This is a genomic window from Allobosea sp. LC85 (assembly GCF_000735605.1).
Lineage (GTDB): Bacteria > Pseudomonadota > Alphaproteobacteria > Rhizobiales > Beijerinckiaceae > Allobosea.
Genome location: NZ_JPKG01000059.1, coordinates 235066 through 249650 on the forward strand (window position 1 = coordinate 235066; position 14585 = coordinate 249650).

Annotated in this window: 13 protein-coding genes; 4 read left to right on the forward strand and 9 right to left on the reverse strand. The window is 67.2% G+C overall.

Annotation, left to right across the window (positions count from 1 at the left end):
• Window positions 1-4: 4 nt before the first annotated feature.
• The 6 genes from FG93_RS27555 to FG93_RS27580 form a co-directional block, all read right to left on the reverse strand.
• A complete protein-coding gene (locus tag FG93_RS27555) occupies window positions 5-1981 on the reverse strand; it encodes a heme lyase CcmF/NrfE family subunit (RefSeq protein ID WP_043241148.1) in 1977 nt (658 codons plus the stop codon).
• 7 nt (window positions 1982-1988) lie between these two features.
• Window positions 1989-2450, reverse strand: a complete 462-nt coding sequence (gene ccmE, locus FG93_RS27560) for a cytochrome c maturation protein CcmE (protein ID WP_043241579.1) — start codon at window positions 2448-2450, stop codon at window positions 1989-1991.
• Window positions 2451-2491: 41 nt separating this feature from the next.
• A complete protein-coding gene (ccmI, locus tag FG93_RS27565; protein ID WP_043241151.1) occupies window positions 2492-3595 on the reverse strand; it encodes a c-type cytochrome biogenesis protein CcmI in 1104 nt (367 codons plus the stop codon).
• Window positions 3596-3666: 71 nt separating this feature from the next.
• Complete coding sequence (locus tag FG93_RS27570; RefSeq protein WP_043241153.1) at window positions 3667-5037, reverse strand: ATP-binding protein; 1371 nt, start codon at window positions 5035-5037, stop codon at window positions 3667-3669.
• A gap of 9 nt (window positions 5038-5046) precedes the next feature.
• Complete coding sequence (locus tag FG93_RS27575) at window positions 5047-5715, reverse strand: response regulator transcription factor (RefSeq protein ID WP_043241156.1); 669 nt, start codon at window positions 5713-5715, stop codon at window positions 5047-5049.
• A 58-nt stretch (window positions 5716-5773) separates the two neighbouring features.
• Complete coding sequence (locus FG93_RS27580; protein WP_052514284.1) at window positions 5774-6094, reverse strand: PepSY domain-containing protein; 321 nt, start codon at window positions 6092-6094, stop codon at window positions 5774-5776.
• A 370-nt stretch (window positions 6095-6464) separates the two neighbouring features.
• On the opposite strand from FG93_RS27580, the gene FG93_RS27585 reads away from it, so the two are divergent.
• Together FG93_RS27585 and FG93_RS27590 are read left to right on the forward strand one after the other, a co-directional pair.
• Window positions 6465-7244 carry a trypsin-like serine protease gene (locus tag FG93_RS27585; RefSeq protein ID WP_043241158.1) on the forward strand — a complete coding sequence of 260 codons (780 nt, stop codon included), beginning with the start codon at window positions 6465-6467 and terminating at the stop codon, window positions 7242-7244.
• Between the two features lie 63 nt (window positions 7245-7307).
• A complete protein-coding gene (locus FG93_RS27590; RefSeq protein WP_081881944.1) occupies window positions 7308-8150 on the forward strand; it encodes a trypsin-like serine protease in 843 nt (280 codons plus the stop codon).
• A 110-nt stretch (window positions 8151-8260) separates the two neighbouring features.
• Here the strand turns inward: FG93_RS27590 and FG93_RS27595 are convergent, their stop codons facing one another.
• The 3 genes from FG93_RS27595 to FG93_RS27605 form a co-directional block, all read right to left on the reverse strand.
• The gene (locus FG93_RS27595; protein ID WP_043241161.1) at window positions 8261-8842 is read right to left on the reverse strand and encodes a TIGR00730 family Rossman fold protein; all 582 of its coding nucleotides are present in this window, start codon (window positions 8840-8842) and stop codon (window positions 8261-8263) included.
• Window positions 8839-10221 (reverse strand): dipeptidase, encoded by a 1383-nt coding sequence (locus FG93_RS27600; protein ID WP_043241163.1) that lies wholly within the window; start codon window positions 10219-10221, stop codon window positions 8839-8841. The genes FG93_RS27595 and FG93_RS27600 overlap by 4 nt, the downstream gene beginning before the upstream one ends.
• Window positions 10222-10335: 114 nt before the next feature.
• Complete coding sequence (locus FG93_RS27605; protein WP_043241165.1) at window positions 10336-11877, reverse strand: helicase HerA-like domain-containing protein; 1542 nt, start codon at window positions 11875-11877, stop codon at window positions 10336-10338.
• Between the two features lie 150 nt (window positions 11878-12027).
• Here FG93_RS27605 and FG93_RS27610 point away from each other — a divergent pair, with 150 nt between their 5' ends.
• Both FG93_RS27610 and FG93_RS27615 read left to right on the forward strand, forming a co-directional pair.
• Window positions 12028-12420, forward strand: a complete 393-nt coding sequence (locus FG93_RS27610) for a DUF2267 domain-containing protein (protein ID WP_043241167.1) — start codon at window positions 12028-12030, stop codon at window positions 12418-12420.
• Between the two features lie 170 nt (window positions 12421-12590).
• Window positions 12591-14585 (forward strand): methylmalonyl-CoA mutase subunit beta, encoded by a 1995-nt coding sequence (locus FG93_RS27615; RefSeq protein WP_244448754.1) that lies wholly within the window; start codon window positions 12591-12593, stop codon window positions 14583-14585.

Below are 14585 nucleotides of genomic sequence, written 5' to 3' on the forward strand. Positions count from 1 at the left end.
GGGTTCACTCCGCCGGCTGGATGACGGCGCGCGTCGCAGCGGGCCGCGGCACGGCGAGGCGGAAGCGCCGGTCGGTCAGCGAAAGCGCGCCGCCGAAAGCCATGACGACGGCACCGATCCAGATCAGCAGGATGAGCGGCTTGTCATAGACCCTGACGGCAATTCCGCCGCCCTGCGGCTCGCCAAGGCTGATATAGACCTGGCTGAGGCCGTCGGTCCGAATGCCGGCCTCCGTCGTCGGCATGGCGCGCGCGGTGTAGACCCGCTTCATCGCCTCGACGGGCGGCAGCTGCCGGTCGCCGGCAGAAATCCGGAAGCGCGCCACATCCTCGGTAAAGTTGGAGCCCTTGCGCGGGGTGACCGACTCCAGGACCACGGTATAGCGGCCGCTGGTCAGGCTCTCGCCCGGCTTCAGCACGCCGATCCCCTCCGCGCTCCATGCGGCAGCCGCGATACCGATCACGCTGAGGCCGACGCCGGCATGGGCAAAGGCCGTGCCCCAGGCCGAGCGCGGCAGGCCGAGCGCGCGTGACAGCATCGCCGAGGCGCCGCTCGCACGCCTCACCACGCGCTCCCCGATATCCCAGGCAGCGCCTGCAATGAGGAAGACCCCAAGCCCGATGCCGAGCGGCGCCAGGACGGCCCCCCCGCGCATGATCGCGACGACCGCAAGCCCGGAGAGGACTGCAAGCGCGAGAGCAGCCGACATGCGTTGTGCCGCACCGAGCAGATCGCCGCGCTTCCAGGCCAGCGTCTGGCCGATCGGCAGCAGCAACAAGAGGGGCACGACCACGGGCACGAAGGTGGCGTTGAAGAACGGTGGGCCGACCGAAATCTTGTCGCCGGTCAGCATCTCCAGCACCAGCGGATAGAGCGTGCCGATGAAGACCGTCGCGCAAGCGGTCGCGATGAAAAGGTTGTTCACGACCAGCGCGCCCTCCCGCGAGATCGGAGCGAAGAGGCCCCCCTGCCGCAGCAGCGGCGCGCGCCAGGCGAAGAGCGCCAGCGAACCGCCGACGAAGAAGACCAGGATCGCAAGGATGAAAAGGCCGCGCCCGGGATCGCTGGCGAAGGAATGCACCGAGGTCAGGACGCCGGAGCGGACGATGAAGGTGCCCAGCAGCGAGAGCGAGAAGGTCAGGATTGCGAGCAGGATCGTCCAGACCTTCAGCGCATCGCGCTTCTCCATCACGACGGTGGAGTGAATCAGCGCCGTGCCCGCCAGCCAGGGCATCAGCGAGGCGTTCTCGACCGGGTCCCAGAACCACCAGCCGCCCCAGCCAAGCTCGTAATAGGCCCAGTAGGAGCCCATCGCGATGCCGAGCGTCAGGAAGACCCAGGCCAGAAGCGTCCACGGCCTCACGGCGCGCGCCCAGACGGCATCGATGCGCCCGTCGATCAGGGCGGCGACCGCGAAGGCATAGGTGATCGAGAAGCCGACATAACCGACATAGAGCAGCGGCGGGTGGATCGCGAGGCCGAGATCCTGAAGGATCGGGTTGAGATCCTGGCCCTCGCCGGGCGCCGGATCGAGCCGGCGGAACGGGTTCGAGGTCAGCAGCACGAAGGCCAGGAAGGCGACCGTGACGAACCCCTGCGCCGCCAATGTTCCGGCCCTGAGACGCGTCGGCAAAGAGCGGCGCGACAAGGCGACCAACGCGCCGAACAATGTCAGGATCAGCACCCAGAGCAGCATGGAGCCTTCGTGATTGCCCCAGGTTGACGTCACCTTGTAGATCAGCGGCTGGGCCGAATGCGAATTGGCGACGACGTTCTCGACCGAGAAGTCCGAGCGCACATAGGACACGACGAGCGCAACGAAGGAGAGGGCAACCAACAGGAAACAGGTCACCGCCGCCGTCGGACCGACTGAAGCCAGCGCCGCATCCCGCCGCGAGACTCCCCAGAGAGGGACGAGCGCCTGGACGACGGCGACACCCAGCGCCAGCGCCAGCGCGAAATGTCCGATCTCGACGATCATCCTGCCCTCACCGCTGCGGCTTCTGCGCGCCGGCGTCGCCGGGCTGCCAATGACCTTGCTTCTTCAATGCGTCCGCGACTTCGCGCGGCATATAGGTTTCGTCATGCTTGGCGAGGACCGAATCCGCACGGAACCGGCCTGCGGCCTCGAGCACGCCTTCCGTCACGACGCCCTGCCCCTCACGGAAGAGATCCGGCAGGAGTCCGTCATAGCTCACCTGGACCGTGGTCTTGCTGTCGGTGATGGCGAAGGTCACGCGCTGGCCTGGCCCACGAGATACCGACCCCGTCTCGACGAGACCGCCGAGCCGCATGCGCGTGCCGGGCTGAAGTCCCTTCTCGGTGATTTCCGTCGGCCCGTAGAAAAAGACGATCGTATCGCGCATGGCGAAGAGCACGAGGCCGGCGGCAAGGCACAGGACTGCGCCCGCCGCGCCGATCAGGGCAAGGCGACGTTGCTTGCGGCTCATCCCGCGGCGCGGTGCCACCACCCGCGACGGTTGCGTAGCGGTCATGGTGCGGGCTCCCGCAATCCGAGTTCTCCGGCCAGGGCATCAAGCTGGCCAAGCGCCGCACCATCATCGACGAAGCGCTGGCGGGCAGCGATGATCGCCTCTCGCGCCGCCGGCTTGTCGCCGAGCACGACCTGCGAGCGGATCAGACGCGTCCACTCGGCGAAGGTGCCACCGCCCATCTTGAGGCGCTCGGCGAGACCATCGACCATGCCCCGGATGGCGAGCTGCTGCTCGCCCCGCGGCAAGGCTGCAATCGAGGCGCCGGTGGAAGGCGCAGCTTCCAGCCCCTCCAGGCGCAGGCGCACCGTCCCGACCCAGGTCGCATCGGCCGGGGCCTCGGCCAGCAAAGCCCGCAGATCCGCGATCGCGCTGGCATTGTCCCCGTCCTGCTCCTTGGCTATGGCCAGGAAGAAGCGGGCCCGGGCATTGCCGGCGTCGAGCTTGACCGCTTCGGTCAGCGGCTGGCGCGCTTCGGCCGTCACCACCCCGCCCGCCGCGAGCGCGCGCGCCTCGCCAAGGCCCGCCAGCCATTCGGCATTGGCTCCGCCATGCTCCAGTGCCGCCGCGAAGGCCCGCGCCGCCTCGTCGTAGCGACCCTGGCGCAAATAGACCGGTGCCACGACGGACCAGCCCCGTGCATCCCCGGGGTTGGCTGCCAGATGAGCCTCGATGCGGCTAACCGCGAGCGCAAAATCCTGAGAGGGGTCCGATCTCAGCCGCGCCGAGAGGGGCTGATCCGGCCGCTCGGGCGAGCCCTGGGCGCCATAGAGCAGAAGAGCCAGGAGCGGCACGCAGGACAGCGCGATCGCCGAGGCTGCACGCCGGCGACGCAGCGCGGGTTCGCTGTCTCCCGTGGGGCCAGCTTCGCCGTCTGCCGCGCGCAGCAGCCTGCGCCCGGCCTCCGCGCGCGCGGCATCTGCCTCGGCACCGCCGATCAGGCCGCGGCCAAAATCACGGTCGATTTCCGCAAGCTGGGAGCGATAGAGGCTCTTTGCATCGGCGACCTCGGCAAACGCGTGCGCGTCCCCGCGCCCAAGGGCCCAGAGCAAGGCGAAGACCGCCGCTGCCGTCATTGCTGCAAAGATGATCCAGATCAGCATGTCGCGTTCATAGCCAATCGCTGACGCCGTATCATGTCCGCCGATGGCGACAAAGGGTCACGTCGGCACCGTCAAACCGAAGGAAGCAGCAGGCGCGCTCGCAGCCCGCCGAGGCGAGAGCGCTCGAGCGTGACCTCGCCGCCATAGAGCTTGGCGAGATCGACCACGATCGAAAGCCCGAGGCCGGAGCCCGGCGTCGTCTCATCGAGCCTGCGGCCGCGCTTGAGCACGTCGAGCAAAGCCTCGGACGGCAGCCCGGGACCATCATCGTCGATCAGCAGCGCGATCCGCCCTTCTTCGGCTTCGGGTGCCAGGCTCACCTCGACCGCCGAGCGCGCCCATTTGAACGCATTGTCGAGCAGGTTGCCGAGCATCTCCTCCAGATCCTGCCGTTCGCCGCGAAAACGGACATGGGCCGGGACGTGGTGCATGCCGGTTATGCCACGCCCCTGCGAGATCTTGGCGAAGGTGCGGATCAGCGCATCGAGCGAGGGTGCAACCTCGGTGACGCTGCCGAGCGCCCCGGAGAGCGCGGCCGCCCGCGCACGGTCGAGATAATATTGCACCTGGTCACGCATGATCGCGGCCTGGGTCTGCACCGTCTGCGGCAGATGCGGGTCGCTCGCCTCGGCTTCGTTCAGCATCACGCTCAGCGGCGTCTTCAGCGCGTGGGCGAGATTGCCGACCTGTGTCCGTGCCCGCTCCAGGATTTCACGGTTGGCATCGATGAGCTGATTGAGCTCGCCCGCCAGCGGGGCAAGATCAGGTGGGTATTTTCCGGCGATCCGGGCCGCCTCGCCGGTCCGCACCGAGCCGACCGCGGTGCCAAGCCTGACGAGGGGGCGCAGGCCGAAGCGAACCTGGATCAGGGTCGAGGCGACGAGCGCAAGCCCCAGGAGCAGGAAGGTCAATGTCAGCGCCAGGCGGAAATCACGGATATCGCCCTCGATCTCGTCAGCAGGCGCCGCGACGCCGACGGTGAAGCGGCCATCCTCGCCGACATCGATCTCGCGCTCGATGATGCGCAGGTCTCTCTCGTCCGGACCCGAGACATAGCTCTCGCGCAGGCCGCGCGCATTCGGCGTCAGTTGCTGGTCGAGAAGCTTCGGCAACTGCCCGCCGACGAGGGAGCGCGAGGTGCGCACCACAGGCTTTTCGCCGTCGAGCCTGACGATCTGCCAGTACCAGCCGGACAGCGGCAGATCGAAACGCGGCTCGCCGAGATCGCCGATCGCCTGGCGTTCGGTTTCCGGCGGAGCAGCGAGATCCGCGACCAGTTCCTTGATATAGACGCTGAGCCGCTCGTCGAAGCCGCGCTCGGCCGAGCGTCGGTAGAATGTCGTCAGGCCGAAACCGGCAAGGGCCAGAACCAGCGCGCAGCACACTGCCGCCGACAGGAAAAGGCGGGCGCCGAGCGAATAGCGATGCGATTTGCCCGGCATGGACGGTCGTCAGACCTTGGCAGGCGCGGCGGCGATGTAGCCAAGCCCACGGACGGTCTCGATGATCTCGACGCCGAGCTTCTTGCGGAGACGGCCGACGAAAACCTCGATCGTGTTGGAGTCCCGGTCGAAATCCTGATCGTAGAGATGCTCGACCAACTCGGTACGCGAGACGACGCGCCCCTGGTGATGCATCAGATAGGCAAGCAGCCGGTACTCGTGCGAGGTGAGCTTGACCGGATTGCCGTCGACGACGACCCGGCTGGCGCGGGTGTCGAGCCGCACGGGGCCGCAGGTCAGCTCCGAGGTGGCATGGCCAGCCGCACGGCGCAGCAGCGCCCGGACGCGAGCCAGCAGCTCCTCGATATGGAACGGCTTGACGACATAGTCGTCGGCGCCCGCATCGAAGCCCGAGACCTTGTCGCTCCAGCGATCCCGCGCGGTCAGGATCAGCACCGGCATGGTCTTCTCGGCCCGGCGCCAGCCCTGGAGCACAGTCACGCCGTCGACCTTCGGCAGGCCGAGATCGAGGATCACTGCATCATAGGGTTCGGTCTCTCCGAGATAGAGACCCTCCTCGCCGTCGAACGCCTTGTCGACGGCATAGCCGGCATTCTCCAGCGCGGTCACGATCTGGCGATTGAGGTCCTTGTCGTCCTCGACGACGAGCAGTCTCACGTCGGCTCACTCCTGTCTTGATGTCCGGGGCCGGATGCCTTCGCCTGAAGGCTGCCGCTCAGCGAATGGTTGAGACCTTGCCGGACTGGCCCTCGAGCGTCACGCGGGCCACGCGACCGTCGCGCTTCAACGTCGTTACAACATAGACGAAATCTTCGCCCTGGCGACACAGTCTGATACGGACGACCTCGCCCGGCGCAGCGTTGCGCGCATGCCTGGAGGCCTGGGCCGGCTGGATCACCCGCCCTTCCGACACCGCATCGCGCATCTCGTCCGCCGACAGGCAGGAGATGGGCTCCTGGCTGTCGATCGTGACAATCGGGAGAGGTTGGGCAAGCAGTGTCAGGGCGAAGATCGTTTCGACGGGCATCATCGACATTCGCTAATCCCGAGCAACTGAACACGCCATGAATGGGCGGCTCGCGTATCGTCAGGATATGCCAGCGCACTGCCAGCCGTCCACGCCATTCCTCCCCCTTGCCCACAACCTTGCGGAGCTGTGCGGCAGCGATCTCAATCTCGGTTTGCAGAAGCAGGATCCAAGTGTCCTGCATTTTCTGTCCTGCATTTTCTGTCCTGCATTTTCGCGCCTCGTCGGCCGCATCGCCACCAGACCGGCCTCAGCGAGCGAATCCGGCTCGCGTGCGCAAAGCGTCGGGGGCACCGGGTTTCGTGGGCCGCTCCGATTGCGGGTTCAATTGTGCGGTTCGACGCGCTATCGCTCCCGGCTCACGAGGAGAGGAGATCCGATGAGCGTCAGAGGTTCGATTGGTCTTGGCGGGCTCGCACTCGTCGCGCTGCTCGCGGCGACGCCTGCCCTGGCCGTGCTCGGCGGACGCGAGGGCGGTCCTTCGGCCGCTTCGGCGCTGATGGTCCTGAATGCGCGCGGCGGCGTCTGCACCGGGATCGTCCTGTCATCACGAACGGTCCTGACCGCAGCACATTGCGCCGATGGCGGCGTCGAGCTGCGCATCCACTGGAAGGACGGCAGCGGCGAGCCCGTGCTGATCGCTCCTGCCACGGTCTCCTTCCATCCCGGCTTCGACGCGAAGGCGATCACGGCCCGGCGCCGCTCGATTGATCTCGCGCTGCTGCGCCTCTCCGCACCGCTCCCTTCGCGCTTCTCGCCCGCTACCCTGATCGACGGTGGCCTGCCGCGCGCCGGTTCGGAGATAATGCTTGCCGGGTATGGGGTCGCGCGGGAGGGAGAGGCCCGCACGACCGGTACCTACCGTTCCGCCATTCTGGCGACGGTCGAGCCCTATGGCCCGGGAAAGGTCCTGCTCTGGGCGGCAGACCCTGCAGGCGCCGGCAGCCGTCCCGGCGCCGGCGCCTGCCAAGGCGATTCCGGCGGCCCGATCTGGCAAGGCAGTGACGGCGTCATTGCCGTGACGAGCTGGTCCACCGGCCCGAAGGGCAGGAATTGCGGGCTGCTCAGCCAGGGTGTTCTGATCGCGCCCCAGAGAAACTGGATCGATCGCACCTTGTCGCAATGGGGCGAGAGCGCTTCCTGGACAACCGGTCGCTGATCGAAACACTGGACTGGCTCGAAACAGACCATAGAGTGGCAAAGTGAATCCGGCGGTTTCTCCATGATATCTCGTGCTTCGATCCTTGCCTTTGCCGCTGCGCTTTGCGCGGTTGCCTCGCCGGCGGCGGCCGTCGTTGGTGGTTCTGCCTCGCGAGGGGTCGACGGCCCGCGCGCCTGGACGGTCAGGGTCGAGACCAGCCGCGGCGAGCTCTGCTCCGGCGCGGCGATCGCCCCTGAACTCGTCCTGACCGCGGCGCACTGCCTGATGGGCGGCGGGGCCGTCCGCGTCGTGAGCCTGGACCCGCGTTTTCGCGAGCGCAGCCATCCGGTGATCGGGGTCCTGCCGCATCCGAGCTTCGTTCCCGGCACCACGCCGCGCACCCAGCCAGGCACCGATCTCGCTGTTCTGCGGCTGGCCTCTCCCCTCCCCGCCGATATCGAGCCGCTCTCGCTTGGCAGCGGCCTCTGGCAGGGCGAGACCGTGACGATGGCTGGCTATGGCCTCTCGTCCGAGAACAACAAGCGCACCGCGCGGCGGCTGCGCGAGACACCGCTCGTCAATGCCGGAAACTACACGACCTCGAACACGGTGAAGGTCGCGGTCGATACGCAAGCCATGGGCGAGACGCCTGGCGCCGGTGCCTGCCGTGGTGATTCCGGCGGTCCCGTCCTGCGCGGCGCGGCTGCCTCGCGCGATCTGGTCGGCATCGTCAGCTGGTCGAGCGGCCCACTGAATGCGCGCGTCAGGCGCATCTGCGGCGGCTTCACCGCCATTACGCCGGTCAGCGACCATCGCTCCTGGATCACCGAGGCCAGCGGCCGGCTGCTTGCGCGTGGCGAAGGCGGGCGACAGGAAACTCCGGTCGCGCCGCGCGCCAGCTATAGCTGGTGGTTCGGGCGCTGAACCGAACCGGGCGGCTCGCACGGCGAGTTTCGCCCCTGCCGCCAGATCCGCTCGATGCGTTAGACGTTCACAACCCGAGCGGCGAAACCCCGCAAGGAGCGGAAGGAGGCTCAGGTCTCGTCCTTCTCCACCCATTTGAAGGTCGCGGATGGGACATATTGATCCATCCTCTCGATCAGGGTCGCCGGCTCGGTGTCCGTCATCGCCATGGCGCGGTGGTTCTGCTTCAGGAAACCCGCCTCGACGGTGTTGTCGAGGAAGGTCGCAAGCGGGTCGTAGAAGCCGCCGATATTCAGGAAACCGAGCGGCTTTGTGTGGATGCCGAGCTGGCCCCAGGTCCAGACCTCGAAAATCTCCTCGAACGTGCCGATGCCGCCCGGCATCGCGATAAAGCCATCCGAGAGTTCGGCCATGCGCGCCTTGCGCGTATGCATCGTGTCGACCACCTCGAGCCGGGTCAGCCCGTTATGGCCGATTTCCTTTTCGCGGAGCGCGCGCGGGATGATGCCGTGGACCTCGCCTCCGGCCGCGAGCGCCGCGTTGGCGACGACTCCCATGAGGCCGACAGCACCGCCGCCATAGACGAGCATCAGCCCGCGCCGAGCGATCTCGGCCCCCATGGCCCGGGCGCCGGCCGCATAGACCTCGTCATTGCCCGGGTTGGAGCCGCAAAAGATACAAACCGATTTCATGCGCCGAGCGCCTGCAGGATGCGGGCCCAGGAACGCTGGCCCTTGTGGAAGGAGGAGAGGTCGTATTTCTCGTTCGGCGAGTGGAGACGGTCATCGTCGAGGCCGAAGCCGACGAGCAGCGTATCCATGCCGAGCGTGCGCTTGAAGTCGCCGGCGACCGGAATCGAGCCGCCCGAGCCGATGGTCACCGCCTTGCGACCCCATTCCTCGGTCAGCGCGGCCTGCGCCTTGAGCAGTGCCAGCGAATCGACCGGAACGGCAATCGCTGGCGAGGCGCCATGCGCAATGAACTCGGCCGTGACATCCGCCGGCAGCCGCGCCCGCACAAAGGCCTGGAATGCCGCCGCGATCTTCTGCGGGTCCTGCTTGCCGACGAGGCGGAAGGAGATCTTGGCCGAAGCCTTGGCCGCGATCACCGTCTTGGTGCCTTCGCCGATATAGCCGCCCCATATGCCGTTGACGTCGCAGGTCGGGCGCGACTGGATCTGCTCGATCAGCATCCGACCCTTCTCCCCGATCGAGCGCTTCAGGCCGATCCCCCCGAGGAATTCCGCCTCGGTCAGGCCAAGCGCCTGCCAATCCGCCTTCTGCTCGGCGGTCGGCTCCTCGACACCGTCATAGAAGCCGGGAATGGTGATCCGCCCGGTCTCGTCGCGGAGCGCCGCGACAATGCTCGAGAGCACATGGATCGGATTGGCGGCGGCACCACCGAACAGCCCCGAATGCAGGTCACGGTCGGCGCAGGTGATCGTCACCTCCTGATAGACCAGCCCGCGCAGCGAGGCGGTGATGGCCGGCGTTTCCCGGTCCCACATGCCGGTGTCGCAGATCAGCGCGACATCCGCCTTCAGTTCCTCGGCATTCGCCGCGACGAAGGGCGGCAGGTTGGGCGAGCCGGACTCCTCCTCGCCCTCCACCAGGATGGTGATGCCGACCGGAAGATCGCCGGTTTCCTTCAGCGTCGCCCGCAAGGCCTCGATGAAGGTCATCACCTGGCCCTTGTCGTCACAGGCTCCGCGCCCCGTGATGACCTTCCGGCCGGGCGCGATCTCCTTGACCACAGGCTTGAAGGGCTCGCTTTCCCACAGGGTCAACGGGTCGACCGGCTGCACGTCGTAATGGCCGTAGAACAGCACATGCGGTGCGCCAGGCTTGGGTCGATGCCCGACGACAATCGGCTGACCGGGCGTTTCGCGCAGCGACGCCTTGAAGCCGAGCGATTCGAGATCATCCCGAAGCCATTGCGCGGCGCGGCGGCTATCGGCGGCATAGGCCGGATCGGTGGAGATCGACGGAATCGCAATCCACGAGGCCAGCCGAGCCAGCGAGGCATCAAGTTCGGCATCGAGGCGGGAGAGAATCGCAGGAAGCTTGGGCATGTCGCTCGATCTCACTATGGGCTCAAGGCATGAGCGGATTCAGGTTGCATCATCATGACAAGCCATGGTGCCGGCGCCAGCAGGCCGGCCGGCATGGCTGCCCCGCGTCGCGGGTTATTTGCGCCCGCCCATCATCGAGCCGAGCACCCCACGCAGGATGGCCGAGCCGATCTGGCGCCCCATCGTCGAGGCGGCCGAACGGGCGGCCGACGTAATGATCTTCTCCGTCATGCTTGGCGGAATCCGTCCGCCACGGCTGCCCGGACCGGTCTTCGGCCGCTCGCCATTGCCGACCGCGTCGCCGAGCCAGCCGCCGATCGTATCCATGATGCCGCCGCCGCCGGTCGACGCTTCGACCGGCGAACCATCGCCGTTCAGGCCCTTGCGCTTCATCAGTTCTTCATAGGCCGAATCGCGGTCGATCATGGTGTCGTATTTCCCGGCAAAGCCGGAATCGCGCATGCACTGGGCACGCGCCTGCGGCGAGACCGGACCGACCTGCGCCATGGGTGGTGCGATCAGCGTGCGCTCGACCATGGTCGGCGTGCCCTTGCCTTCCAGTGTCGAGGTCAACGCCTCGCCGACCGCCAGCTGGGTGATCGCTTCCTCGGTCTTGAATTTCGGGTTCTGGCGGAAGGTTTCTGCGGCGGCCTTGACCGCCTTCTGATCGCGCGGCGTGAAGGCGCGCAACGCGTGCTGCACGCGGTTGCCGAGCTGGGCCAGAACCGTGTCCGGGATATCGAGCGGGTTCTGCGTGACGAAATAGACGCCGACGCCCTTCGAGCGGATCAGCCTGACGACCTGCTCGACGGCCGTCAGCAGCGCCTTCGGCGCACCGTTGAAGAGCAGGTGCGCCTCGTCGAAGAAGAAGACCAGCTTCGGCTTGTCGAGATCGCCGACCTCCGGCAGCTGCTCGAACAGCTCCGAGAGCAGCCAGAGCAGGAAAGTGGCATAGAGCCGCGGATTGGCCATCAGCTTGTCGGCCGCGAGCATGTTGATGATGCCGCGCCCGTCGCGGTCGGTCCGCATCAGGTCGTTGATGTCGAGCGCCGGCTCGCCGAAGAACAGATCGCCCTTCTGGTTTTCCAGCACCAGCAGGGCGCGCTGGATCGTCCCGACCGACTGGGCGGTGACATTGCCGTATTTCGTCGTCAGCGCCTGCGCGTTCTCGGCGATGAAGGCGAGGATCGAACGCAGATCCTTGAGGTCGAGCAGCAGCAGCTTCTGCTCGTCGGCGATGCGGAAGGCGATGTTGAGCACCCCTTCCTGCGTATCATTGAGATCAAGCAGGCGTGAGAGCAGCAGCGGGCCCATTTCCGAGATGGTGGCGCGGACGGGATGGCCCTGCTCGCCGAACACGTCCCAGAACACGGTGGTGAACTGGTCGGGCTGGTAGGTCACGCCGATCTCCTCGGCGCGCTTGACGAAGGGCGGCTTGGAATCGCCCGGCGCGGCAACGCCGGACAGGTCGCCCTTGATGTCGGCGGCAAAGACGGGAACGCCGTGGCGCGCGAAGCCTTCGGCCAGAACCTGCAATGTCACCGTCTTGCCGGTGCCGGTTGCACCGGTGATCAGTCCGTGACGATTGGCGAGCTTGAGCAGGAGCGATTCGGGCTTCCAGCTCTTGCCGATCAGAATCGTGCCGTCATCCGCCATGAGATTCGCCTATGCTGTTGTCGAAGCGTCAGGCGACGGGTGTAGCGAAACGGGCCGACCGGCGGAAGCCTGAACCCTGTTTGATTCAGGTCGTAAATATGTAAACTATCGCCAAGCGGCGCAGGCCGACCCCTTGAAGAGGACAAATCCATGGATGAACTGATCTCCCGCATCATGACGGCTTCCGGTCTCGATGAAGGCCTTGCCCGCAAGGCGATCGGCATCATCCTCGCCTTCCTGCAGAAGGAAGGTCCGGCCGCCGAGATCGAGCAGTTGATGTCGGCCCTGCCCGGAGCACAGGAGCTCGCCAATGCCGCCAATGGAGGCAAAGGCGGCCTGATGGGCATGGTCGGTGGCCTGATGGGCGGTGGCGGTGGCGGTGGCGTCATGGCGCTCGGCGGGCAGTTGATGGGCGCCGGGCTCTCGATGGGCCAGATCCAGAGCGTGTCCAAGGAGATGTTCGCGGTCGGCCGCGAAAAAGCCGGCGAAGATGCGATGGGCGCGATCGTCGGAGCGATTCCGGGGCTCGGCCAGTTCGTCTGATCCCGTTTCCGGCTTGAGTATCGAACGCCGCCCGGCACCGGGCGGCGTTTTCGATTCGCCCTGGGATTTGCGCACGCGGCGTTGGACGAAGTAGGGATGGCGGTGCGTCTGCGCACGTGGCATCACGCATTCGCAATTGCAGCATGCCGCAAGCAGGGAGACCGGCGCGCATGAACTCGGCCTCGATATCCGATCTGCCCTTCATGGAAGCCTTTCCGCGGCCCGATCAGGCGCAGTGGCGTGCAGCCGTCGACAAGGTCCTGAAGGGCGCCGATTTCGAGAAGCGCCTCGTCGCGCGAACCGCAGACGGCATCCGGATCGAGCCGCTCTATGCAGCAGTCAGCCCGCAGGCGCGGCCGTCGCGATCACAGGCCGGGCGCTGGCATGTCAGCACGCGGGTCGACCATCCTTCCCCCGCTGAGGCGCGCGATCTGGCGCTGGCCGATCTCGAAGGCGGCGCGGACTCCCTCGTTCTCAGCTTTGCAGGCGCTCGCGCGGCCCGCGGCTACGGGCTCGTCGCCGATGATGTCGCCGCGCTGGATGCCGCACTCGACGGCGTGATGCTCGACCTGATCAGCCTGAGGATCGACCCCGCTGCGGGCGGCCGCATCAACGCGCTGCTGCTTGCCGCGCTTGTCGAACGTCGTGGAATAGACCCCGCGACGACGACAATCGACTTCGGACTCGACCCGGTCGGCATCCTGGCCAGCCGGGGCGCATTCGCGGCCTCCTGGCCCGAGATCGGTCGCCGCCTCGTCGAAACCATCGCAGCGCTGAAGGCGCGCGGCTTCGCCGGACCGTTCCTTACGGCCGATGCACGCCCCTATCATGAGGCTGGCGCGACCGAGGCGCAGGAGCTCGGCGCGGCCATGGCGACCGCGGTTGCCTATCTGCGCGCGCTGGAAGCCGGCGGCATGCCCCTCGATCAGGCCCGCGACGCCATGTCCTTCATTCTCGTCGCCGATACCGACGAGTTCATGACCATCGCCAAGTTCCGCGCCGCGCGGCTGCTCTGGCAGCGCGTGCAGCAGGCCTGCGGGCTTGAGCCCAAGCCCATGGTGCTGAACGCCGAGACGGCATGGCGCTCGCTGACCCGGCGCGACCCCTGGGTCAATCTGCTGCGTGCGACGGTCGCGACCTTCTCGGCCGGAATCGGCGGGGCAGATTCTCTCACCGTCCTGCCATTCACCGCCGCGCTCGGCCTGCCCGATGGCTTCGCCCGCCGGGTCGCCCGCAACACCCAGCTCGTCCTGCTGGAGGAGGCCAATCTCTGGCGCGTCGCCGACCCTGCCGCGGGAGCCGGCGGTTTTGAGGCTCTGACGCAGGCGCTGTGCGAACAGGCCTGGACCAAGTTGCAGGATCTGGAGCGCGAAGCCAGTGGTGATCAGCCCGGCATCGTCGCGGCACTCGCCAATGGACATGTCCAGCAGGGCCTTGCCCGCCAGCGCGACGTCCGCGCCAAAGCCATCGCGACCCGCCGCGAGCCGATCACCGGGACCAGCGAGTTCCCGAATCTGGCGGAGGCTCCGGTCAGGGTGCTCGAGATTGCGCCGGTCAAGCGGACAGGATCGTCGCCGTCCTCGACCAGGGCAGCCGATCAGAACCAGGCGGCCCTGATCGACAAGCTTGCAGAGGGCGCAACGCGCGCCGACGCCACGACGGCCCCAGAACAGGATGGGCTGAAGGTCGCCCCCCTCCCCTCGGCGCGGCTTGCGGAGGCTTTCGAGGCCCTTCGCGACAAGGCGGATATGCTGACGCAGGAGCGCGGCACGCGTCCGACCGTTTTCCTCGCGACGCTGGGCCCCGTCTCCGACTTCACGGCGCGTGCCGGCTTTGCCCGGAACCTGTTCGAGGCCGGTGGCCTGTCGACTCCCGGCCATGACGGCTTCCCCGGCAATGGCGGGACCGACATGGCGGCGCTGGTCGCGGCTTATCAGGCTTCGGGCGCACGGCTCGCCTGCCTCTGTGGCTCGGATCCCGGCTATGCGGCCGAGGCGGTTGCCGCCTCGGAGGCCTTGCGCGCCCAGGGCGCAACGGTCTGGCTCGCCGGCAAGCCCGGCGAACTCGAGCATGCGTTGAACCAGGCCGGCGTAGCCGCGTTCATTTTTGCGGGAGCCGATGTCGTCGCCACGCTTGAACAGGCGCAGGCGATCGCGGCCGCCTGA

Bases quoted from the DNA above. Each gene is read 5' to 3' on its own strand.
- ccmE (WP_043241579.1), bottom strand. From the start codon at position 2,450: ATGAGCCGCAAGCAACGTCGCCTTGCCCTGATCGGCGCGGCGGGCGCA.
- FG93_RS27595 (WP_043241161.1), bottom strand. From the start codon at position 8,842: ATGAAATCGGTTTGTATCTTTTGCGGCTCCAACCCGGGCAATGACGAG.
- FG93_RS27580 (WP_052514284.1), bottom strand. From the start codon at position 6,094: ATGTCGATGATGCCCGTCGAAACGATCTTCGCCCTGACACTGCTTGCC.
- FG93_RS27555 (WP_043241148.1), bottom strand. From the start codon at position 1,981: ATGATCGTCGAGATCGGACATTTCGCGCTGGCGCTGGCGCTGGGTGTC.
- FG93_RS27605 (WP_043241165.1), bottom strand. From the start codon at position 11,877: ATGGCGGATGACGGCACGATTCTGATCGGCAAGAGCTGGAAGCCCGAA.
- FG93_RS27585 (WP_043241158.1), top strand. From the start codon at position 6,465: ATGAGCGTCAGAGGTTCGATTGGTCTTGGCGGGCTCGCACTCGTCGCG.
- FG93_RS27610 (WP_043241167.1), top strand. From the start codon at position 12,028: ATGGATGAACTGATCTCCCGCATCATGACGGCTTCCGGTCTCGATGAA.
- FG93_RS27590 (WP_081881944.1), top strand. From the start codon at position 7,308: ATGATATCTCGTGCTTCGATCCTTGCCTTTGCCGCTGCGCTTTGCGCG.
- FG93_RS27600 (WP_043241163.1), bottom strand. From the start codon at position 10,221: ATGCCCAAGCTTCCTGCGATTCTCTCCCGCCTCGATGCCGAACTTGAT.
- FG93_RS27570 (WP_043241153.1), bottom strand. From the start codon at position 5,037: ATGCCGGGCAAATCGCATCGCTATTCGCTCGGCGCCCGCCTTTTCCTG.
- FG93_RS27615 (WP_244448754.1), top strand. From the start codon at position 12,591: ATGAACTCGGCCTCGATATCCGATCTGCCCTTCATGGAAGCCTTTCCG.
- ccmI (WP_043241151.1), bottom strand. From the start codon at position 3,595: ATGCTGATCTGGATCATCTTTGCAGCAATGACGGCAGCGGCGGTCTTC.